This window comes from Klebsiella sp. X13, from assembly GCF_003323835.1.
Taxonomy (GTDB): Bacteria; Pseudomonadota; Gammaproteobacteria; order Enterobacterales; family Enterobacteriaceae; genus Klebsiella; species Klebsiella ornithinolytica.
This window is the reverse complement of the sequence record NZ_CP030874.1, coordinates 3,676,813-3,698,692: the sequence shown is the minus strand read 5'-3', so window position 1 is coordinate 3,698,692 and position 21,880 is coordinate 3,676,813. Positions and strand designations below refer to the sequence as shown.

Genomic DNA, 21,880 nt, shown 5'->3' with positions numbered 1-21,880 from the left:
CATTCTAAAGGAGCGAACAGATGAGTCAGGCCAGCGCTGAGTTTAACCCGACCCGTATTGCTATTCTCACCGTTTCCAGCCGACGTGGCGAAGAGGATGATACCTCCGGCCACTGGCTGCGTGACGCGGCGCAGGAGGCGGGCCACCGTATTGTCGATAAGGCGATTGTTAAAGAGAACCGCTATGACATCCGCGCCCGGGTCTCGGCGTGGATAGCCAGCGATGATGTGCAGGTGGTGCTCATCACCGGTGGAACCGGGTTTACCGACGGGGATCAGGCGCCGGAGGCGCTGCGACCGCTGTTTGACCGTGAAGTCGAAGGGTTTGGTGAAGTTTTCCGCATGCTTTCCTTCGAAGAAATCGGCACATCGACGCTGCAATCCCGCGCCATTGCCGGCATGGCGAATCGCACGCTGATTTTTGCCATGCCGGGCTCAACCAAAGCCTGCCGCACCGCGTGGGAAAATATCATTGCTCCGCAGCTGGATGCCCGTACGCGCCCATGTAACTTTATCTCTCATCTTAAGAAATAAACGATGTCACAACTCACCCATATTAACGCCGCCGGCGAGGCGCACATGGTAGACGTTTCTGCCAAGGCCGAGACGGTACGCGAAGCCCGGGCTGAAGCCTATGTTGAAATGCGGCCGGAGACGCTGGCGATGATCATCGACGGCAGCCACCATAAAGGCGATGTCTTCGCCACCGCCCGCATTGCCGGTATCCAGGCGGCAAAACGCACCTGGGAGCTGATCCCGCTGTGTCATCCGCTGATGCTGAGTAAAGTCGAGGTCAATTTGCAGGCCCAGCCGGAACACAACCGGGTGCGCATCGAGTCGCTGTGCCGTCTGACCGGTAAAACCGGCGTGGAGATGGAAGCGCTGACCGCTGCTTCCGTGGCGGCGCTGACGATTTACGATATGTGCAAAGCGGTGCAAAAAGATATGGTGATTGGTCCGCTGCGTCTGCTGGCGAAAAGCGGCGGCAAATCCGGGGATTTCAAGGCGGACGAGACTCATGATTAAGGTTCTGTTTTTTGCCCAGGTGCGCGAACTGGTTGGCACTGAATCCCTGACCCTTGAGGTCGATGCGCAGTCGACGGTCGAAACCGTACGGCGTCAGCTCGCCGGCCGCAGCGAACGTTGGGCGCTGGCGCTGGAAGAGGGCAAGCTGCTGGCGGCGGTAAACCAGACGCTGGCCCCCTTTGACCATCCGCTGGTGGCCGGCGACGAAGTGGCGTTCTTTCCGCCGGTTACGGGAGGTTAAATGACGCAGACTCGTATTATCGTCAGCCACGATCGTTTTTGCGTCGGCGACGAATATCCGTGGTTGGCCGAGCGCGATGAAGACGGCGCGGTGGTCACTTTTACCGGAAAAGTACGTAATCACAATCTCGGGGATAGCGTGAAGGCGCTGACCCTCGAACACTACCCGGGAATGACGGAAAAATCGCTGGCGGAAATCGTTGAGCTGGCGCGGGAACGCTGGCCGCTCGGCCGGGTGACGGTGATTCACCGCATCGGCGAAATGTGGCCAGGCGAAGAGATTGTATTCGTTGGCGTGACCAGCGCGCACCGCAGCAGCGCTTTTGCCGCCGGGGAGTTCATTATGGATTACCTGAAAACCCGCGCACCGTTCTGGAAGCGGGAAGCGACACCGGAAGGCGAACGTTGGGTGGATGCACGCGATAGCGATCGCCAGGCGGCAGAGCGCTGGTAGTGTGGTACGCTTAGTAAGAGAAAACGTGTTAATCAGGAGACAGTCATGGACAGATTCCCTCGTTCAGATTCCATTATTCAGGCACGCAGCGGCCTGCAAACCTATATGGCCCAGGTTTACGGCTGGATGACGGTCGGGCTGCTGTTGACGGCATTCATTGCCTGGTTTGCCGCCAATACGCCGGCGGTCATGATGTTCGTCTTTTCCAGCAAAATAACCTTTTTTGGTTTGATTATCGCCCAGCTGGCGCTGGTATTCGTGCTTTCCGGGATGGTGCAGCGCCTGAGCGCTGGGATGGCGACCACGCTGTTTATGCTCTATTCGGCGCTGACCGGACTGACGCTATCCAGCATCTTCCTCGTCTATACCTATTCGTCGATTGCCAGTACCTTTGTGGTCAGCGGCGGGATGTTTGGGATAATGAGCCTTTATGGCTATACCACTAAGCGCGATCTCAGCGGTTTCGGCAACATGCTGTTTATGGCCTTAATTGGTATTGTCCTGGCTTCGCTGGTCAACTTCTGGCTGAAGAGTGAAGCGCTGATGTGGGCGATTACCTATATCGGGGTGATTGTGTTCGTCGGCCTGACCGCTTATGACACGCAGAAACTGAAAAACATCGGCGAGCAGATCGATACGCGAGACACCTCCACGCTGCGTAAGTACTCCATTCTTGGCGCGCTGACGCTGTATCTGGACTTTATCAACCTGTTCCTGATGCTGCTGCGTATTTTCGGCAACCGTCGTTAACGCCTTGCTCCCCGGACTGCACCTGGCCCGGGGAGCGCCGATTATCCCCGCCATCTCACCTATCCGTCCGCCAGCTTACGCTGATTCCTTTCGCGTAATGTTTTCGCCCGACTCTCCAGCAGCAGATAGCCGACGGTGGCGATAAGCAGCGGCAAAAAGTAATACAGCGCGCGCCAGGCCAGCAGGGCGGCAATAATCGCCCCGCGGCTAATCGACTCGGCGGAAAGCATGGCGATAAAAACGGCTTCCAGCACGCCGATCCCGGCTGGAATATGCACAATGACGCCGGCAATACTGCTGACCAGCAGCACGCCCAGGACGAGGAAATAATCGACCTGCTGCGCCATCAGCAGCCAGATAATCGCGCCCATCACCATCCAGTTTGCCACCGAAAGCGCCATCTGCAGCAGAGCGAACCGCCATGAAGGCAGCACCAGCCGTTGGCCTTTAATCGTCAGATGGCGCCGACGGGCAAAGGCGCAGGCCCACAGATAAAGCGCGCTCATCGCCAGCAGTCCGCCCCCGATGAGCCGCAGCGTGTCCTGACTGATATACCAGTGCGCCGGTAGCGCCACCAGATTTGCGGTGAAAATCACGCCGCCCAGCAGAATAAACCCCAGCCAGTTGGTGGTGATGCTCAACGAGAAAATACGGGTAATGGTCCCGCCGCTCAAACCGAGGCGCGAATAGAGGCGGTAGCGCATACCGATACCGCCAACCCAGGTGCTGAGGGTCAGATTAAAGGCGTAGCAGATAAACGACACCAGCATCACCTGCCGTTTAGCCAGTTTATGTCCGCACCATGCGCGCCCCAGCAGATCGTAGCAGCCATAAATCAGGTAGCTCGCTATCGTCAGCCCCACCGCGCCGAGCAGGGCGGTGCGATCATAGTGGCGAATCACCTTCCACACCGCCGGCCAGTCCACTTTTTGCGCATAAACCACCAGCAGGGCCGTTACGGCGAGGAAGAAAATGACGGTAAAGATCTTTTTCGCCATCCGCCTGCGAGGGTGTGATTTTGCCATCAGGGTTTCACCTCCTGATTCGTCGCATCCAGCCGATCCTGAGTTTCAATTTCTGGCTGCACCGGCGGGCGGACCCGCGCCAGATGCGGCGTATGGGCAGGCAGCCAGCCTATCCACGCCGGGAAGTGACGGAGAAAGTGGAAGGCCAGCACGCTGGTACCCACATTCCACCAGCTGCGCTTTGGCAGCATCGACTTGTCCACTTGCTTACAGTCCTCGGCGATCAGTCCGTTAAGGTTGTCGCGCAAGGTCTGATTAAACTGGCGATCGTGGATAATCAGGTTAGCTTCCAGATTTAATGACAGGCTCAGCGGGTCAAGATTGCTCGATCCGACGGTGGCCCAATGGTCGTCGGCGAGAGCAACTTTGCCGTGCAGCGGTCGGCGGCGATACTCAAAAATCTGTACGCCGCCGTTGACCAGATAGCGATACAGCAGGCGGGCGCCGACTTTAACAATAGGAATATCCGGCTCGCCCTGCACGATCAGCTTAACCCGCACGCCGCGGCGGGCGGCGTTACGCATCGCATGCAGCAGCCGGTAGCCGGGGAAAAAGTAGGCGTTGGCAATGATCACTTCCCGGCGGGCGTTAGCCAGCATCTTGAGATAATGGCGTTCAATATCATCGCGATGTTCTTGATTATCCCGCCAGACAAACAGCGCCTGCGCCTCCCCGGGGTTGCGGTTGATCGCCGGCTGGTGGCGACGCCTGAGCCACCAGCGGCGCGTCTCTTCGCTGGCCGGGAGATTTTCCAGCTCAAACTGCAGGATATCCTGCACCACCGGCCCCTCCACCTGAACGGCATAATCCTGTTTTGCCTCCGGGCCATAGTCGGTCATGTGCTCGGCGGAGTAATTGATGCCCCCGACGAAGGCCGTCGTCTCATCGATCACCACAATTTTGCGGTGCATGCGGCGAAACAGATTGGTTCGCATGCCGAACAGACGCGGGCGCGGATCGTAGTAGCGAAAAATCACGCCGGCGGCACTCAGCTCATTCACGAAACGCTCACTCAGGTCGGGGGAACCGTAGCCGTCGAGCAGCACTTCGACCCGTATCCCGCGGCGTGCGGCTTTTAACAGCACGGCGTGCAGCTGCCAGCCCACGTCATCTTCAAACCAGATAAACGTTTCGAGGATCACTTTCCGCTGCGCGCGGGCGATGGCGGCAAACAGTGCCGGATAGTAGTTATCGCCGTTCTCCAGGAGCTGGATGCGGTTTCCTTCCTGCCAGCTGCATTTCATAGATGAATCTCCACGCTCAGCGGGGCATGATCAGAGAGGTGACGCCAGGGTCGAAGTGGCAACGCCGTTGGGTGGCTGGCATGCGCATTTTTCACGTAGATCCGATCAAGGCGCAGGAGCGGAAGACGCGCAGGAAAGGTTCTCGCCGGGCGGCCATGGGCGCGGGTAAAGATCTCCTCCAGCCCGGCCTGCGCCTTTAGCACCCGGTTGGCCTGCTGGCGCCAGTCGTTAAAATCGCCGGCCACCACCACCGGCTGCTGGACGGGCAGGTCGTTGACCCGCCTGGCGAGCATCGCCAGCTGGGCCGATCGCTGCCGCGCGCTCAGGCCGAGGTGCACACAAATCAGATGTAGCGCCGCGCTTTGCGGCGGAACGATTCGGCAGTAGAGCAGACCGCGCTTTTCGCTGTTGCCAACGGAGATATCGATATTTTCATTATATTCAATAGGAAAGCGAGAGAGTACGGCGTTGCCGTGATGGCCTTCCGGGTAGACTGCGTTGCGTCCATAGGCGTATTCGCTCCACAGGGTATCGGCAAGAAACTCATAATGGCTGCGGTCCGGCCAGTTTTCGATCTGCAGCGAATGAATCTCATGCGCCCCGGTGACCTCCTGCAGACAGACGATGTCGGCGCTGACGCTGCGAATGGCGTCGCGCAGTGCCGGCAACATGAAGCGTCGATTAAACGTCGTAAAGCCTTTATGGATGTTAATTGTCAGCACGTTTAACGAAAATCTGCACGTTTGCTCAGACATATTTCCCCGGTCAATGTCACTTTCCTGAATGAAATAGTGTAGTAGGTGTCACAAAAAGATGCGGTGTTCCGGAATTTTCCGTAAAGTGCGGTACTCTGAGTTACAGATAAAGATCCTTCAGGAGAGAAGCCATGAAGTGGCAACAACGTGTACGCGTCGCAACTGGCCTCAGTTGCTGGCAGATTATGTTGCATCTACTGGTCGTGGCAGTACTAGTGATGGGTTGGATGAGTGGCGCGCTGGTTCGTGTCGGATTAGGGCTGTGCGTACTGTACGGCGTCACGTTACTGTCGATGCTGTTTTTACAGCGTCACCACGAAGCACGCTGGCGCGATGTCGGTGATTTCCTTGAGGAACTCACCACCACCTGGTACTTTGGCGTAGCGGTTATCGTGCTGTGGCTGCTGTCACGCGTGCTGCATAACAATCTGCTGCTGGCCGTCGCCGGGGTGGCGATTCTGGCGGGTCCGGCAGTGGTGTCACTGCTGGCGAAAGACAAGAACCGTTACCCGAAAGCCTTCGGGTTGCAGCAAGGCGGTAACGCTGCCAATCCCCAGAAGCACAGATAGCTGTGCGAACGGGCCGACGGGGCGAGGCCCAGGACGGACCGGGTAATCAGGTCAACGCCGAGGCAGGCTGAACGATAGCAAGGATCCCCTAAAGCGTTCGGACTGCATCAAGGCGGCGACGCGACGAATCCCCGGGAGCATAGATAGCTATGTGACCGGGGTGAGTAAGGAAGCCAACGCCGAGGCAGCCTGAACGATGACGGGGATCAGGCGATCTTTCTGCGGAACATCGCATATGCCGCTGAACCCGTTGTGGCCGCTATGACCAGTAGCGGCCACAAACTTCCCCAAACAATCTCCAGACTCGCATCCTTCAAATAAATCTGCTTGGTGATGTCAGTAAAGTGACGAATCGGGTTTATCCATGTCACGTCCTGCAGCCACTGCGGCATATTCTCAACCGGCGAGACGTAGCCGGAGAGCAGGATCGCCGGCATCATAAAGACGAAAACGCCGATGAAAGCCTGCTGCTGGGTTGAGCATAAAGACGAAATCAGCAGACCAAATCCCACCAGCGACAGACCGTAAATGACCATCGTAAAGTAAAACAGCAGCAGCGAACCGGCGAAGGGGATTTGATACGCCCAGATGCCAATAGCCAGCACGATGCTCGCCTGCAGCGTGGCGACAATCAGCGCCGGGACCGCTTTGCCGACGAAAATTTGCCAGGTGGCCAGCGGCGAAACCAGCAGCTGATCGAGCGTGCCTTGCTCCCGCTCGCGGGCCACCGAGAGAGAGGTGACGATCATCACCCCGATGGTGGTGATCATCGCGATCAGCGACGGAACCACAAACCATTTGTAATCGAGATTCGGGTTATACCAGTTGCGCACGATCAGCTCGCTGTTGTTCGGCTTCGCTTTCCCTTCCAGCAGCTCCTGCTGATAGTTTTTGACGATCTGCTGGAGGTAGTTGGCGGCGATTTGCGCGCTGTTCGAGTTGCGTCCGTCCAGTAAGAGCTGGAGCGGCGCGGGCTGGTTGGTGTCGAGATTGCGCGAGAAGTCCGCCGGGAAGCGGATCAGCAACAGCGCTTTTTGTTCATCAATCGTCGGGCGGATCTCCTGCGGGCTCTTGAGGAGCATCACATGAGTGAAGGCCTTAGCCCGGGCGAAACGCTGAGTCAGTTCTACCGCGTGATGGCCATTGTCTTCGTTGTAGATGGCGATGGTCGCGTTGGTCACTTCCAGCGTTGCGGCGAAGGGAAACAGCAGCACCTGAATCAGAACCGGCATAATCAAAATGGCGCGCGTTTGCGGTTCGCGCAGCAGCGATTGCAGCTCTTTACGAATCAAGGTCCATAAGCGATGAAACATAGTACTTTCCTCATGTCAGGTGGCGCGGCGCTTACCCGACCAACAGGGTCCGCAGGCGCGGTAAGCATAGCGCCACCGGGCAAAATACGAGCGCCAGGCTTAATCCAACCGACGTTTGGTTTTCAGCCAGGTCAGGCCGATAAACATCACCGCCGAGGCAATTAAAAACAGCGTGTTCACCAGCAGTACCACCGGAATATTACCGGCGAGAAACAGGCTTTGCAGCGTGCTGACGAAATAGCGCGCCGGGATGACGTAGGTCACCGCGCGGATCACCGCCGGCATACTGTCGATCTGGAAAATAAACCCGGAGAGCATAATGGAGGGCAGAAAGGCGGCGTTCAGAGCGACCTGCGCGGCGTTAAACTGATTGCGGGTGATGGTCGAAATGAGCAGCCCCATCCCGAGGGTGCTGAGCAAAAACAGGCTGGTTATCAAGAACAGAACCACCAGCGAACCGCGAAACGGCACGCCGAGGATGAACACCGCCACCAGCATGCACAGCAGCATCGCCAGCATGCCGAGGAAATAGTAGGGAATCAGCTTACACAGCAGCAGCTCCGCACGGGTGATTTCCGTCGACAGCAGCGCCTCCATGGTCCCGCGCTCCCATTCGCGGGCCACCACCAGCGAGGTCAGAATCGCGCCGACCACCGTCATAATGATGGTAATGGCGCCGGGAATAATAAAGTGCTGGCTGATGGCCGCGGGGTTAAACCAGTAGCGCATCTGTACATCAATCAGCGGTTCGAAGGTTTCCCCGCGATCTTCCGCGCGCTGCTGCTGCCAGATTTGCCAGATGCCCTCTACGTAGCCCTGGGCAAAGTTGGCGGTATTGGGTTCGCTACCGTCGGTAATCAGCTGGATGGGAGCATCATCGCCGGGGCGCGCCATCTTCTGGTCGAAATCCACCGGGATGACCACCAGCCCACGAATGCGCCCGGCCTGCATCATCTCAATCAGCTGCTGGCGATTGTCGCTGACGGTGGCGTCAATATAGGGTGAGCCGGTCATGGCGTGGACGAAATCCAGCGCCTCTTCGCTTTGTTGCTCCAGCAGTACGCCGACTTTGAGCTTGCTGGAGTCGAGATTGATCCCGTAGCCGAAGATAAACAGCAGCAGCAGCGGAATGACCACCGCAATCAGCCAGCTGCTGGGGTCGCGGACGATCTGCCGCGTCTCTTTGACGCACAGGGCGCGCACGCGACGCCATGAGAGAATTTTAGCGCTCACCGGCATTCTCCTTATCCCAGTCGTGAATCAGGGTGATAAAGGCCTGCTCCATCGTCGGATCGGGCTGTTGATCATTTGCCGCCAGCGCTTTGAGCGCATCCGGCGTGCCGCTGGCGATCAGCTTGCCGTGATACACCAGACCAATACGATCGCAATATTCCGCCTCATCCATAAAGTGGGTCGTCACCATCACCGTCACCCCTTTATCCACCATGCTATTAATATGCAGCCAGAACTCGCGGCGGGTAATCGGGTCGACGCCGGATGTCGGCTCATCGAGAAACAGAATATCGGGTTCATGCATCAGCGAGCAGGCCAGCGCCAGACGCTGCTTGTACCCCAGCGGCAGCTCATCGGCCGCATGGCTGGCGATGCCTTTCAGACCAAAAGCATCGCTCATCCGGGCGATTTTCTCGTTCTGGACCCGACCACGCAGGCCATAAACGCCCGAGAAGAAGCGCAGGTTTTGTTCAACGGTCAGGTTGCCGTACAGCGAAAACTTCTGCGCCATGTAGCCGAGATGCTGGCGTGCTTTCCCGGAACTGACTTTCAGGTCCATTCCCAGAACCAGCGCCTTGCCGGAGGTCGGCACCAGCAGGCCGCACATCATTTTAAAGGTGGTGGATTTACCGGCGCCGTTGGGGCCAAGCAGGCCGAAAATTTCCCCGCGTTTGACGCGGAAATCTACGTGGTCGGTGGCGGCGAAGTCGCCGAATTTTTTGGTCAGACTCTGCGCTTCAATCACCGTCTCGTCGGCCGTGCCCTCTACGCGGTGGATAATTTCGCCCAGCGGCGATTCCGCGGTCGCGGCGCCGCCCAGCAGATCGATGAATGCATCTTCAAAGCGCGGTGCGGTTTCGGCAATCTCCAGCGTCGGCATGTTAGCGCTGCGCTGCACCTCCGCAATGGTGGCCTCTTTTTTCAGGATCAGGCGTACCGATTTCCCCTGAATGACGCCATCGCTGATCTGCGGCAGCTTCAGCGCTCGTTGCAGGAGGCGACGGTTATTTTCCTCGCGGCTGGAGACGAGGAAACTGCGGCCGGCCATGGTTTGGGTCAACGCTTTCGGCTCGCCCTGATAAAGCAGCTGGCCTTCATTCATCAGCAGGACGTCGCGGCACTGTTCGGCTTCATCAAGGTAGGAGGTGCTCCAGAGGATCAGCATCCCGTCGCCGGCCAGTTCGTGCACCATTTGCCACAGTTCACGGCGGGATATAGGGTCAACCCCGACCCCCGGCTCATCGAGCAGCAGGACTTTTGGCTCGCCCACCAGGGTGCAGGCGAGGCCCAGTTTCTGCTTCATCCCACCGGAAAGTTTCCCCGCCAGGCGTTCGGTAAAGGGGCCGAGGGAGGTAAATTCCAGCAGACGAGCGAAGGTTTTCCTGCGCGTCTCGCCGGTAACGCTGCGCAGGTCGGCATACAGCGTAAGGTTTTCCATGACCGTCAGGTCTTCGTACAGGCCGAATTTTTGCGGCATATAGCCGAGCACCGCGTGCAGCGCGCTATCGTCGGTAATCGGGTCGAAACCGATCACCCTGGCGGTGCCGTCATCGGCCTTCAGTAGCCCGGCGAGCATGCGCATCAAGGTGGTTTTCCCGGCGCCGTCAGGGCCGACCAGACCGGTGACATAGCCGGCGCGGATGGTGCAGTTGAGCGGCGCAACGGCGGGCCGATCCATGCCGGCGAAGCGGCGGGTGAGCCCGTTGAGCGTGATAACGTCCTCACTCATGTCCGTTCCCGCTGCTGAAGGTGACGGTTACCGGCATCCCCTGGCGCAGCGAATCATCCGCATCGGTGACGACAATACGCAGGCGATAGACGAGGTCAGTCCGTAAATCTGGCGTCTCTACGGTCTTCGGCGTGAATTCGGCGCTCGGCGACACAAAGCCAATCTTGCCGTGCCAGGGTTGATTCGGGCGACTATCGGTATAGAGCAGCACTTCGCGTCCGGGTACCGCCTGGCCGAGATTTTTTTCATCAATGTAGGCACGGACCCATACCGGGTGAGTCAGCGACAGCGTCATAACCGTGCCGCCGGCGCTGAGCATGCTGCCCGGTTCGACGGCGCGGGTCATCAGCGTGCCGTCGGACGGGGCGATCAGCGTGGTATCGTGCAGGTCGAGTTTAGCCTGCGCCAGGGCCGCCTGCGCCTGTTCAAGGCTGGCTTTGGCCTGGGCGATTTCCTGCGGGCGGTTGCCGGCGCGATACTGGCGCAACTTGTCCTGCGCGGACTTCAGCGTCGCCTGAGCCTGGTCGCGGGAGGAGCGCGCGTTTTCCAAATCGTTAACCGAGATGGCGCTGTTCTGACGCAGCCCCAGCTGACGCTGGTAAAAGTTCTGCGCGTAATCGTACGCGGCCTGCGCCTGTTTGACGGCGGCGGCGGCCTGGGCTATCTCTTCCGCCCGGTAGCCGGCCATCATCAGGTCATACTGCGCCTGAGCCGTGGAGACATTCGCCTGGGCCTGTTGTAAGGCGTTCTCATACGGGGCGCGATCCAGCTGGCCTAGTATTTGCCCGGCCTGAATCTTATCGCCCTCATCAACGTTCAGTGAGGCCAGTCGTCCGCCGACGCGGAAGCTCATGTTCACGGTGCGAATATCGACGTTGCCATACAGGGTCAGCTCCCTTTGCTGGCTGCTTTGATACCACCACCAGCCGCCGCCGAATGCGGCAATCAGCAGCAGTATGAACAGAACGATGATGACGGGTTTTTTCATGATCCCAGGCTCCTTTGCGATAACCCTTGCAGAACGAAATCAATATGGCAGGCGATAACCTGATAAATTTGCTCAGTTTTTTCTTCGTCGAACTGCGTCCATCCGGTGCGCAGCAAAATGGTTTCCCGCCCAAGGCGGAAGGCGAGAATCTCTCCCAGCAGCGCGTGGGTGTGCAGAATCATTGCCGTGTCATCGGCATCAAGGCCGGTAAATGCGGCGATCAAACGGGTCAGGTAGCGATGGAGCGGCGCAATTACCTGACCGTGGATGAGCTGGTAGGCCGGGGTAGGGGAAAGCTGCTCGCGGGAGATGAATTTGCTCAAATTGACCGTGTCATCCTGGGTCAGCAGCAAAATCATATTCTGACAGGCGCGCAGAATCAGTACCCGAATCGCCGCCTTATCCGGCGAAGGTGTCGCCAGCAGCGTTTCCGCCGCTTCGGCATGCGGACGAAAATTATGGCTGATAAAATCGGCAATCCACTGGGCGCAGGCGAGATAGAGATCGTCCTTGGAACCAAAATAGTAGGGGATCGCCGCGATATTTTGCCCGGCCTGCGCGGCAATATCGCGGGTGGTTGCGTGCAGGCCGTATTCGCCGAACTGGGCGATGGCTGCGGCAATGAGCTGGCTTTTGGCTTGTTCGCCTTTGGTTGTCACAGGAGTCGTCGTCATCGCGCTATAAAAAAATTAATCAATCGATTGATTAAGAGTATGACCAATTCGCGTCACTGTCCAGAATAGTGGATACTCTCTTTTGCGTATTTCGCATCACTCTTTGCAAGCGGCGGGTGACGAGGATTATCCGCCGCAGCGGCCCCGAGGGGATATTTATGCGCTGCGTCACAAAACCTGCTAGACTGCGCCCCTTTATGGCATTGTGGTTTTTGCCATCTCTATTCGCAATAATCTCCCCGAAAACTACGCCTGTTACGGGCCGGGGTGGTTTGGAGTTGTTATGTCTTTTGATTCCCTTGGCCTGAACCCTGATATCCTGCGCGCTGTCGCCGAGCAGGGTTACCTTGAGCCAACCCCAATTCAGCAGCAGGCTATCCCTGCGGTGTTGCAGGGACGCGATCTGATGGCCAGCGCCCAGACCGGCACCGGCAAAACGGCGGGCTTTACCCTGCCGCTCCTGCAGCATCTGATTCAGAAAGAGCCGCATGCTAAAGGCCGTCGCCCGGTGCGCGCGCTGATCCTCACGCCAACGCGTGAACTGGCGGCACAGATCGGTGAAAACGTTCGCGATTACAGCAAATACCTGAATATTCGCTCGCTGGTGGTTTTTGGCGGGGTGAGTATTAACCCGCAGATGATGAAGCTGCGCAGCGGCGTCGATGTTCTGGTGGCCACCCCTGGGCGCCTGCTGGATCTTGAACATCAGAATGCCGTCAGCCTGGACAAGGTTGAAATCCTGGTGCTTGATGAAGCCGACCGTATGCTGGATATGGGCTTTATTCATGATATTCGCCGCGTGCTGGCGAAGCTCCCGGCGAAACGCCAGAACCTGCTGTTCTCCGCGACCTTCTCGGACGACATCAAGGCGCTGGCGGAAAAGCTGCTGCATAACCCGCTGGAAATCGAAGTGGCTCGCCGTAATACCGCTTCCGAGCAGGTGACGCAGCACGTCCATTTCGTTGATAAGAAACGTAAGCGGGAACTGCTGTCGCAGATGATCGGTGAAGGTAACTGGCAGCAGGTGCTGGTCTTTACCCGCACCAAACATGGCGCCAACCACCTGGCCGAGCAGCTGAATAAAGACGGCATCCGCAGCGCCGCTATTCATGGCAACAAGAGCCAGGGGGCGCGTACCCGGGCATTAGCCGACTTCAAATCCGGTGGTATTCGCGTGCTGGTGGCGACGGATATCGCGGCGCGTGGGCTGGATATCGAAGAGCTGCCGCACGTCGTCAACTACGAGCTGCCTAACGTGCCGGAAGATTACGTTCACCGTATCGGCCGTACCGGTCGCGCAGCCGCCACCGGTGAAGCGCTGTCGCTGGTCTGCGTGGACGAGCATAAACTGCTGCATGATATCGAACGCCTGCTGAAAAAAGAGATTCCCCGCATCGCTATTGATGGCTATGCGCCGGATCCGTCTATCAGAGCGGAGCCGATTCAAAACGGTCGCCAGCAGCGTAGCGGTGGCGGCGGTCGCGGCCAGAGCCAGGGTCGCAGCGGTCAGGGACAAGGACGTAACGCCCAGGGGCAGGGTCGCAGCCAGCAGTCTGCGCCGCGGCGTAACGATGGCGAAGCGCCGAAAGCCGGGGCAAAACCTTCACGTCGTATCGGCGAGGCGAAACCGGCCGGCGAGCAACAGCGCCGTCGTCGCCCGCGTAAACCAGCGGCAGCTGAGTAACCGTCTCCCGCCAGATCGTCGCTATCCGGGCAACAGGTTTTGCCCGGATGACGCAACGACACCCGGAAGCAGCGCGCATGCTGTCTCCGGGTTCTTCCCTCGCGTGCCCTGTGATTCCCGGTCGGTGCATTGACAAATCCCGAGCATCATTCCACATTGCTCAGAAAGAAATTCCTCCTGCCAGGTAAAAAGTGTCACAATAGTGGCTGTTTATACAGTATTCAGGTTTTCTCATGGCTTTGACCGCTGCGCTAAAAGCGCAAATCGCCGCCTGGTATAAGGCGCTTCAGGAACAGATCCCGGATTTTATTCCCCGTCCGCCACAGCGGCAGATGATTGCCGACGTGGCAAAAACGCTGGCCGGGGAAGAAGGCCGACACCTGGCCATTGAGGCACCCACCGGCGTCGGCAAGACGCTGTCATATCTGATTCCCGGCATCGCTATCGCCCGTGAGCAGCAGAAAACCCTGGTGGTGAGTACCGCCAACGTTGCGCTACAGGATCAGATCTACAGCAAAGATCTGCCGCTGCTGCGCAAAATTATTCCCGACCTGCGTTTTACCGCCGCGTTTGGTCGCGGACGTTACGTTTGCCCACGCAATCTTACGGCGCTGGCCAGCACCGAACCGACGCAGCAGGACCTGCTGGCGTTTCTCGATGACGATCTCACGCCGAATAATCAGGCTGAACAGAAGCTGTGTGCGACGCTGAAAACCGATCTCGACAGCTACCGCTGGGACGGTCTGCGCGATCACACCGACAAACCTGTCGATGATGCGCTATGGAGTCGCCTGAGCACCGACAAAGCCAGCTGCCTCAACCGCAACTGCCACTACTATCGCGAATGTCCGTTCTTCGTTGCCCGGCGAGAAATTCAGGAGGCGGAAGTGGTGGTGGCGAACCATGCGCTGGTGATGGCGGCGATGGAGAGCGAAGCCGTGTTGCCGGAGCCGAAAAACCTGCTGCTGGTGCTCGATGAAGGCCATCATCTGCCGGACGTAGCTCGCGATGCGCTGGAAATGAGCGCGGAAATGACCGCCCCCTGGTACCGGCTACAGCTGGATCTGTTCAGTAAGCTGGTGGCGACCTGTATGGAGCAGTTTCGGCCGAAAACCACGCCGCCGCTGGCCAATCCCGAGCGCCTGACCGGCCACTGTGAGGAGCTGTATGAGCTGATCGCCTCGCTGAACGCTATCCTTAATCTCTATATGCCGGCCGGGCAGGAAGCCGAGCACCGTTTCCCGATGGGCGAGTTGCCGCAGGAGGTGATGGATATCTGCCAGCGTCTGGCGAAACTGACCGAGATGCTGCGCGGGCTGGCGGAACTCTTTCTTAACGACCTCGGGGAAAAAACCGGTAGCCACGACGTGGTGCGCCTGCATCGGGTTCTGCTGCAAATGAACCGTGCGCTGGGGATGTTTGAAAGCCAGAGCAAGCTGTGGCGGCTGGCGTCGCTGGCGCAGTCATCCGGCGCGCCGGTCACCAAATGGGTGACGCGCGATATGCGCGACGGTCAAACGCATATCTGGTTTCACTGCGTCGGCATTCGCGTCAGCGACCAGCTGGAAAGGCTGCTGTGGCGCAGCGTACCGCATATTGTTGTCACCTCCGCTACTCTGCGCTCATTGAACAGCTTTTCACGCCTGCAGGAGATGAGCGGGTTGAAAGAAAAGGCCGGCGACCGTTTTGTGGCGCTGGATTCCCCTTTTAACCATGTTGAGCAGGGCAAAATCGTTATTCCGCAGATGCGCTATGAACCGCTGATCGATAACGAAGAGCAGCATATTGCTGAAATGGCAGCTTATTTCCGCGAGCAGGTTGAAAGTAAAAAGCATCTCGGGATGCTGGTGCTGTTCGCCAGCGGGCGGGCGATGCAGCGTTTCCTGGAACATGTCCCCGATCTGCGCCTGCTCTTGCTGGTACAGGGCGATAAGCCGCGCTACCGGCTGGTGGAACTGCACCGCAAGCGCGTCGAAGGGGGGGAGCGTAGCGTGCTGGTGGGGCTACAGTCCTTTGCCGAAGGGCTGGATCTCAAAGGTGAGCTGCTCAGCCAGGTACATATTCATAAGATTGCCTTCCCACCCATAGACAGTCCGGTGGTGATTACCGAAGGCGAATGGCTGAAGAGCCTGAACCGCTATCCGTTTGAAGTGCAGAGTCTGCCAAGCGCCTCCTTTAACCTGATTCAGCAGGTCGGACGCCTGATTCGCAGCCACAGCTGCTGGGGCGAGGTGGTGATTTATGATAAGCGTTTGTTGACCAAAAATTATGGTAAGCGTCTACTGAACGCATTGCCCGTTTTTCCGATAGAACAGCCTGCCGTTCCAGAGGTTATCGTCAAAATAAAAGCAAAACAGACGCGTCGCAAACGGCGTTAACGGTGTAATGTCGACGATGTGAGCAGCTAACAGGAGTCTTCGATGGACTACAGCAAGATCATTAAAGAAGTCGGGCGCGGGAAAAATCACGCGCGTGACCTGGATGTGGATACTGCCCGCGCGCTTTACTCGCGGATGCTTGACGGCGAGGTGGCAGAGCTGGAGCTGGGCGGGATTTTAATTGCCCTGCGTATTAAAGGTGAAGGTGAAGCGGAAATGAAAGGCTTCTATGAAGCCATGCAGCAGAAGACCCTGCGTCTGACGCCGCCTGTCGCCAGGCCAATGCCGATTGTGATCCCTAGCTATAATGGCGCGCGCAAGCAGGCTAATTTGACTCCTCTGCTGGCCGTTTTGCTGCATAAGCTCGGCTTTCCGGTGGTGGTGCATGGCGTCAGCCACGATCCGACCCGGGTGCTGACGGAAACGATTTTTGAGCTGATGGGGATCCCCGCCACCCGACATGCGGGCCAGGCTCAGGCGCGACTCGACGGCCACGAGCCGGTGTACATACCGGTTGGCGTACTCTGCCCGCCACTGGAGAAACAGCTTGCCCTGCGCTGGCGTATGGGCGTACGCAACAGCGCACATACGCTGGCAAAGCTGGCGACGCCATTTGCTGAAGATGCGGCGCTACGTTTATCGAGCGTTTCTCACCCCGAATATGTGGGCAAGGTTGCGAAATTCTTTGTTGAGATCGGCGGACGGGCGCTGTTAATGCACGGGACGGAAGGTGAAGTGTATGCCAATCCACAGCGATGCCCGCAAATTAGCCTGATTGATGCTTCAGGGACGCGGGTTGTGCATGAACGCCAGAGCGAGCTGCCGGAGGAGGGGGCTGTACTGCCGGAGTCAAAAGATCCTCAGGTCACCGCTCGCTGGATTGAGCGCTGCGTAGTGGGAAGTGAGCCGCTGCCGACCTCATTGAGAATTCAGCTGGCCTGCTGCCTGGTGGCAGCCGGCGAGGTTGCGACCCTCGAGCAGGGACTGAGCCGGGTGGCGGAACAGTGGTAGCCGCCGGTTTCCCCTGAAAAAAGCTCACGTCAGAAAGCAACGCATAAAAAAAAGCCCGTCCGGTGGCACGGACGGGCAAAACAAGGGTATTAAAGGGTCGTTCAGGGTTAATACAGGTCGGGCAGCGATTATTTATAGATAACCGCGGTACCGCTAATTTTGTTGTTGGTGTTAGCGGAGGTGATGCTGTAACCAGTCGCGCCAGCGGCTTCCGCTTTTTCAGCCAGTTTGGCTTCCAGACCATCCAGAGTCGTTGCGCCTTCAGCAGACACTACGCCAATTTTGTTCATGCTTTCAGCCTGAGACGGGCTAACCGGCTGAGCGGCAAAAGCGCCAAAGGACAGAGTAGTAAGGGCAATAGCAGCGGCAGCATATTTAATGGTTTTCATAGTTAATCTCTCGCAGGTTATTTTGTTAAGAGGACGATGTTCCGTCGATGTGATAAGTATCACGCTTTTTTGCGAGAGATAAAATCGAAGGAAATTAACAGTCTTCATCGATTTTTTTGAATGATTATTAATTTATTGAATATTAATAAATTATTTCGTGGCGGGATGGCCGGAGAGACGCCGGCGGGATGAAGAACGCATTGAGGGCACATTTTGCCACTTTTTTAGCCAAAAAACGTGCGCGAAAAGATAATGCTTTCTGCGGTAATGAACGGTAAAGGAAGGTCAGCGTAGCTGGCTGTCCTTGGAGCCACGGCGATTATATCCTGAAAATGTATTGTTATGTAAATCTTTCTCCTGCTGGCACTTCACGCAGTATCTGACCCCCGGGATCGCCTTCCTCCGGGCCTCGGGAATCGGCTCTCCGCATTCATCACAAAATTTGTGGCTCTCTCCGCTGGGTAAAGCGTTTCTTGCCCGTGCGACCGCATCATCAACGGTGCTGTCGATCTGATCCTGAACTGCGCCATCATTTGCCCAACCTGATGCCATGATGCACCTCCTCACTGTTGTTACTGTCATTATATACCCTGACTTATTCGCGTTGCAGAAAGGCGACGACGCCGGCCCCCCGGGCGCTTACTCCGGTAAGTGGCTGGGGGGAGCGGCCAATCTGTGCGCAACAGATTTGAACGCTGCGCGGCGGCGGCCCGTATGGGTGAGGCCTCATTGGGAGTCGAGTAGCCAAGCCAACGTGCAGGCAACTTGAGTATGACGGGTAGCGTGAAGATGGGGGCAAAAATGCGTCAGGCAAGGGCTCAGATTTCCGACCACTCCCGTAGCAGGTTATGGTACAGATTAAGCAGCGATAGCACCTCGTCACTCTCGCCGTGGCGGCTCTTCAGAGTCTGAATATTCCGATCCAGCTCGAACAGCATGCTGCGGCGTTTATCATCGCGGATCATCGACTGGATCCACAGAAAAGAAGCCACGCGCACGCCCTGGGTCACCGGCATCACGCAGTGCAGGCTGCTTGACGGGTAGAGCACCAGGTCGCCCGCCGGCAGCTTGACCGTATGCTGACCATAGGTGTCGTTTACCACCAGCTCACCGCCGTCATAACTCTCCGGCGCGCTGAGGAACAGGGTGGCGGAAAGATCGGTACGCATCCAGCCGCCCTGAGCCTGACTGCGCACCGCGCCGTCAACGTGAAAACCGTAGGTTTCACTCTGCTGATAGCGGTTAAACAGCGGGCTGGAGAGAGTTTTGGGCAGGGCGGCGGCGAAGAACAGCGAACTGCGGTTGAGCGCCGCGAGGACCCGGTTCTGCAGTTCGCCGTACAGCGGGCTGCGGGTATCGACCTGCTGATTTTTTTTCACCAGCGCGCCCTGATCGCCGGTCGTGGCTCGCCCGTCAACCCAGTCGGCCTGCTGCAGCTGCGCGCGAAAATCATCAACTTCCTGTGGGCTGAGAACGGCGGGGATATGGTACATCATCGTTGTTTCTCCTCAAGAAACGGGGCGTCGCCGCCCCGTCGTGGATTAGAAATGCACGTTGGCGGTCAGCAGGAAAGTACGCGGTTCGCCTGGATGATAACGGTAGCCGCTCTTGTTGATTGAGGCGACGTAATGGGTATCGAACAGGTTATAGACGTTCAGCTGTAGATCGACGTTACGGTTGATACGATAGCCCACTTTCGCATCAGCCACCCAGTAGCCTTCGGTGTAGGACGGCGTACCGACGGCGCCGTCGCTGCCGCGGTGCATGCTGCCGATATAGCGAGCGCCTGCGCCAAGGGCGATGGCATCGGTTGCCTGGTACTGGCTCCAGAGGGTAAAGGCGTGCTCCGGCGTGTACGGCAGCGCGCTGGTGCCGTCCTGGGCGATGTTGTTGCCTTCACGAACGCTGGCGTGCTGCTGGGTATATCCGCCGATAACCTGCCACTCCGGGGTGATATTCCCGGCCAACGACAGCTCATAACCTTCAACGCGTTTTTTACCGTACTGCGAATAGGTGCCGTCGTCGTTTTGCTCGACTTCGTTCTCAATATCGGTACGGAAAAGCGCTGCCGTCAGCAGCAGACGTTTATCCATCAGCTCCCACTTGGTACCGACTTCGCTGGTTTTCGCTTTCTGCGGTTTAAAATCGGTACGGTTGGCGCTGTTCCCGGTGCCGCTCTGGGCCAGGGCAAAGTTATTGCCGCCCGGAGGCTGCTGGGAGATCGCATAGTTGACGTAAATGTTGCCGCTGTCGGTCAGGTGGTACAGCGCACCGGCTTTCCAGTTCACCAGATTGCCGCTGGTGGAGGTATCAACCGTGGTGACCGGGCTGTTTTTCGCCACGCCGGCCGGACAGGCAACCGCACCGCGGCCGGTGCCGCCGCACAGGCTGGCGCTGTCATATTTGGTCTGGTAGTTATCCAGACGGATGCCGCCGTTCAGCTCGAAATCACGGGTAATCTGCAGGGTATCGAAGGCATAAACGCCGAAGGTATCCGTCTGCCCGTTGGCGTTGGCGCCGCTGCGGTCCAGACCGCCAATAGAGATGTTGCTATTGGGATGGTAAATATTGACCGCCGGAGGCGTAATGGGATAAACGCCGTAGTTGGTCTGTGTTTCCCGGGTCAGCTCGAAACCGGCGCTGATATCATGCCCGATCGAACCGGTATAGAACTTTGAGGTCAGGTTGGTCTGGTTGGTCAAAATTTTATTGCTGACGTCTTTGGTGTTCGCCAGACGCGACCAGGTCCAGGTGCCGACATCGTTCGGATCCGGCTGGGTGATGTTGGTCGCGCCGCCCATGACTGCAGTTAGCAGATAATCCTGTTTTACGCGCGACCAGCGGGTGGTGTTGCGAATGGTGGTGTTATCGCTCAGGTCATGCTCGAAGCGCATGGTCACCGTATCGGTGGTGGAGTCGTCGTAGTCGGAATCCGTCCCGTAGAAGTTGCTGGTAGCCACCCTACCCGAGTGATTGAGCGCCGCGGTGCCTGGGGTTGGCGCGGAGTACCCCGGCAGACCGATGGTCGGAATACCGCCGTCCGGCGTGTTGTGCTGGGTGACATGCAGATAATTCAGGTACAGACGGTTCTCAGTGCCGAGACCAAACGCGGCCGATGGCGCGATGCCGTAACGTTCATTTTTGACCTTATCGCGGCCGGCATCATGGGTTTTTTCGCCCATCAGGTTCAGCCGTACGGCGCTGGTTTCGCCGATGGCTTCATTGATATCGAGCGTACCGCGACGGAACCAGGCGCTGCCGGCACTGACGGAGGCATCGATACCGGAATCCAGACGCGGCTGTTTGCTGATCATGTTGATTGAGCCGGTCGGAGCGCTACGACCGTAGTCAGAGCCAGACGGGCCTTTAATCACTTCCACTTGTTCGGTGTTAAAGGTATCGCGGGTCACGCTACCGATATCGCGGACACCATCGACATAGATGCTGTTAGAGGTATCGGCTCCGCGCATATAAATGGTGTCGCCGGTCGACGAGCTGCCGTTTTCACCGGCGTAGAAGGCTCCGACGCCGGGAACGTTCTTCAGCGCATCGGTCAGGTTAGTCACGCCCTGATCTTTCATCACCTGCTCGGAGACCACGGTGACCGTACGGGTGGTATCGGCAATCGGGCGGGAAAATTTGGGGTCGGCGGATTGCGTCGGGGCATACAGAGAGGGAGCCTGCGCTTCCACCACCAGCGTTTCACCGCCATTTTTTTCGGTGTTGTCTGCGGCCAGAGCCAGGCCTGTCGGCGACAGACTCAGACACATGCCGGTAAAGATCGTCAGCGAGCTAAAACTGCTGAACGGTAAGTTTTGTTTTTTGTCCATTTCAATAAGCAACTTATAGTTTTAATTAAAGCCATCACAACCGCAGGCACAGCGATGCCGGCCCCGACCGCTGCAGGTGATTTGTTAAAATAGCAATGCGTTTGATAATGATTTTGATAACTATTATCAAATGACGGCGAATTTTTATCACTCGTTGATAAAAAAATAAATACATTTCTTTACGTGAACTGCATTTTTTCTACATAAACGGCAGCGGTCGGGCCACGCGAGGCGGGACCGCGATGGGTTCAGACCCGTTCAGGCCGGCGGATTATTTATAGATAATGGCGGTACCGGACATTTTATTCGCGCTGCTGGCGGAGTTGATTCGCCAGGCGATTGCCCCTTTTTGATGGGCTTTTTCCGCCAGTTTCGCCTGCAGATCATCCAGATTGCTGGCGCCGGAGGCAGAAACGGTGCCTGCAGGGCGTAGCGGACCGCTCTCGGCGGTAGGCGGAGGAGGTGAGATCCCGGCCTGGGCAATAAAAGAGGTGAGGACAATCGCGATTGCGGTGAGTAACAGCAGATTTCTTTTCATGAGCATATCCTCATTAACTGCATGGGACATACTATAAGTTTAGGCCTTTAC

Annotated in this window: 22 protein-coding genes; 9 read left to right on the top strand and 13 right to left on the bottom strand. The window is 57.6% G+C overall.

Features of this window, described 5'->3' with window-relative positions; all coding sequences use genetic code 11:
* Positions 1-20 precede the first annotated feature (20 nt).
* From moaB to DSD31_RS17540, 5 genes are read left to right on the top strand one after another with little or no spacing between them, the layout of a single operon-like run.
* Positions 21-533, top strand: coding sequence for a molybdenum cofactor biosynthesis protein B (gene moaB, locus DSD31_RS17560; protein WP_004859772.1), 513 nt, complete (start codon positions 21-23; stop codon positions 531-533).
* Between the two features lie 3 nt (positions 534-536).
* Entirely contained in the window at positions 537-1,025 is a 489-nt protein-coding gene (gene moaC, locus DSD31_RS17555) for a cyclic pyranopterin monophosphate synthase MoaC (RefSeq protein WP_015584850.1), read from the top strand.
* Positions 1,018-1,266: a molybdopterin synthase sulfur carrier subunit gene (gene moaD / locus DSD31_RS17550; protein ID WP_044348188.1), complete on the top strand. Its 249-nt coding sequence runs from the start codon at positions 1,018-1,020 to the stop codon at positions 1,264-1,266. The genes moaC and moaD overlap by 8 nt, the downstream gene beginning before the upstream one ends.
* Positions 1,267-1,719, top strand: coding sequence for a molybdopterin synthase catalytic subunit MoaE (gene moaE / locus DSD31_RS17545; RefSeq protein ID WP_004859775.1), 453 nt, complete (start codon positions 1,267-1,269; stop codon positions 1,717-1,719).
* 45 nt (positions 1,720-1,764) lie between these two features.
* Entirely contained in the window at positions 1,765-2,469 is a 705-nt protein-coding gene (locus DSD31_RS17540; protein ID WP_004859776.1) for a Bax inhibitor-1/YccA family protein, read from the top strand.
* Positions 2,470-2,528: 59 nt separating this feature from the next.
* On the opposite strand, the gene DSD31_RS17535 is transcribed toward DSD31_RS17540, so the two are convergent.
* The 3 genes from DSD31_RS17535 to DSD31_RS17525 are packed head-to-tail and all read right to left on the bottom strand — an operon-like array spanning position 2,529 to position 5,493.
* On the bottom strand, positions 2,529-3,494 hold the full coding sequence (locus DSD31_RS17535; protein ID WP_004859777.1) for a lysylphosphatidylglycerol synthase domain-containing protein: 966 nt from the start codon (positions 3,492-3,494) through the stop codon (positions 2,529-2,531).
* Positions 3,494-4,738 (bottom strand): cardiolipin synthase ClsB, encoded by a 1,245-nt coding sequence (clsB, locus tag DSD31_RS17530; RefSeq protein WP_004859778.1) that lies wholly within the window; start codon positions 4,736-4,738, stop codon positions 3,494-3,496. The genes DSD31_RS17535 and clsB overlap by 1 nt, the downstream gene beginning before the upstream one ends.
* The gene (locus DSD31_RS17525) at positions 4,735-5,493 is read right to left on the bottom strand and encodes an endonuclease/exonuclease/phosphatase family protein (RefSeq protein ID WP_113991214.1); all 759 of its coding nucleotides are present in this window, start codon (positions 5,491-5,493) and stop codon (positions 4,735-4,737) included. The genes clsB and DSD31_RS17525 overlap by 4 nt, the downstream gene beginning before the upstream one ends.
* A gap of 131 nt (positions 5,494-5,624) precedes the next feature.
* Between DSD31_RS17525 and DSD31_RS17520 the strand changes: the two genes are divergently transcribed.
* A complete protein-coding gene (locus DSD31_RS17520; protein ID WP_015584848.1) occupies positions 5,625-6,062 on the top strand; it encodes a YbhQ family protein in 438 nt (145 codons plus the stop codon).
* 206 nt (positions 6,063-6,268) lie between these two features.
* On the opposite strand, the gene DSD31_RS17515 is transcribed toward DSD31_RS17520, so the two are convergent.
* From DSD31_RS17515 to cecR, 5 genes are all read right to left on the bottom strand, one after another.
* Positions 6,269-7,375, bottom strand: a complete 1,107-nt coding sequence (locus DSD31_RS17515) for an ABC transporter permease (RefSeq protein ID WP_100663084.1) — start codon at positions 7,373-7,375, stop codon at positions 6,269-6,271.
* A gap of 99 nt (positions 7,376-7,474) precedes the next feature.
* Positions 7,475-8,608, bottom strand: a complete 1,134-nt coding sequence (locus tag DSD31_RS17510; RefSeq protein WP_004859782.1) for an ABC transporter permease — start codon at positions 8,606-8,608, stop codon at positions 7,475-7,477.
* A complete protein-coding gene (locus DSD31_RS17505; protein ID WP_069476121.1) occupies positions 8,598-10,337 on the bottom strand; it encodes an ATP-binding cassette domain-containing protein in 1,740 nt (579 codons plus the stop codon). The genes DSD31_RS17510 and DSD31_RS17505 overlap by 11 nt, the downstream gene beginning before the upstream one ends.
* Positions 10,330-11,325: a secretion protein HlyD gene (gene hlyD, locus DSD31_RS17500; RefSeq protein ID WP_004859785.1), complete on the bottom strand. Its 996-nt coding sequence runs from the start codon at positions 11,323-11,325 to the stop codon at positions 10,330-10,332. The genes DSD31_RS17505 and hlyD overlap by 8 nt, the downstream gene beginning before the upstream one ends.
* Positions 11,322-11,999: a transcriptional regulator CecR gene (gene cecR / locus DSD31_RS17495; protein WP_113991213.1), complete on the bottom strand. Its 678-nt coding sequence runs from the start codon at positions 11,997-11,999 to the stop codon at positions 11,322-11,324. Before cecR ends, hlyD begins: the two co-directional genes overlap by 4 nt.
* Before the next feature lie 283 nt (positions 12,000-12,282).
* Here cecR and rhlE point away from each other — a divergent pair, with 283 nt between their 5' ends.
* From rhlE to ybiB, 3 genes are all read left to right on the top strand, one after another.
* Positions 12,283-13,683 (top strand): ATP-dependent RNA helicase RhlE, encoded by a 1,401-nt coding sequence (gene rhlE, locus DSD31_RS17490; RefSeq protein ID WP_015584846.1) that lies wholly within the window; start codon positions 12,283-12,285, stop codon positions 13,681-13,683.
* 233 nt (positions 13,684-13,916) lie between these two features.
* On the top strand, positions 13,917-16,061 hold the full coding sequence (dinG, locus tag DSD31_RS17485; RefSeq protein ID WP_099842950.1) for an ATP-dependent DNA helicase DinG: 2,145 nt from the start codon (positions 13,917-13,919) through the stop codon (positions 16,059-16,061).
* A gap of 42 nt (positions 16,062-16,103) precedes the next feature.
* Positions 16,104-17,072, top strand: coding sequence for a DNA-binding protein YbiB (ybiB, locus tag DSD31_RS17480; protein WP_004859793.1), 969 nt, complete (start codon positions 16,104-16,106; stop codon positions 17,070-17,072).
* A 128-nt stretch (positions 17,073-17,200) separates the two neighbouring features.
* Here the strand turns inward: ybiB and ybiJ are convergent, their stop codons facing one another.
* The 5 genes from ybiJ to DSD31_RS17450 form a co-directional block, all read right to left on the bottom strand.
* Positions 17,201-17,461, bottom strand: coding sequence for a DUF1471 family protein YbiJ (gene ybiJ / locus DSD31_RS17475; protein ID WP_004859796.1), 261 nt, complete (start codon positions 17,459-17,461; stop codon positions 17,201-17,203).
* Positions 17,462-17,746: 285 nt separating this feature from the next.
* Entirely contained in the window at positions 17,747-18,013 is a 267-nt protein-coding gene (locus DSD31_RS17470) for a DksA/TraR family C4-type zinc finger protein (RefSeq protein ID WP_004859799.1), read from the bottom strand.
* 266 nt (positions 18,014-18,279) lie between these two features.
* A complete protein-coding gene (ybiX, locus tag DSD31_RS17460) occupies positions 18,280-18,957 on the bottom strand; it encodes a PKHD-type hydroxylase YbiX (RefSeq protein WP_004859801.1) in 678 nt (225 codons plus the stop codon).
* A 45-nt stretch (positions 18,958-19,002) separates the two neighbouring features.
* Positions 19,003-21,291 carry a catecholate siderophore receptor Fiu gene (locus DSD31_RS17455; protein WP_004859802.1) on the bottom strand — a complete coding sequence of 763 codons (2,289 nt, stop codon included), beginning with the start codon at positions 21,289-21,291 and terminating at the stop codon, positions 19,003-19,005.
* Positions 21,292-21,562: 271 nt separating this feature from the next.
* Entirely contained in the window at positions 21,563-21,829 is a 267-nt protein-coding gene (locus DSD31_RS17450) for a YdgH/BhsA/McbA-like domain containing protein (RefSeq protein ID WP_065906048.1), read from the bottom strand.
* Between the last annotated feature and the right edge of the window lie 51 nt (positions 21,830-21,880).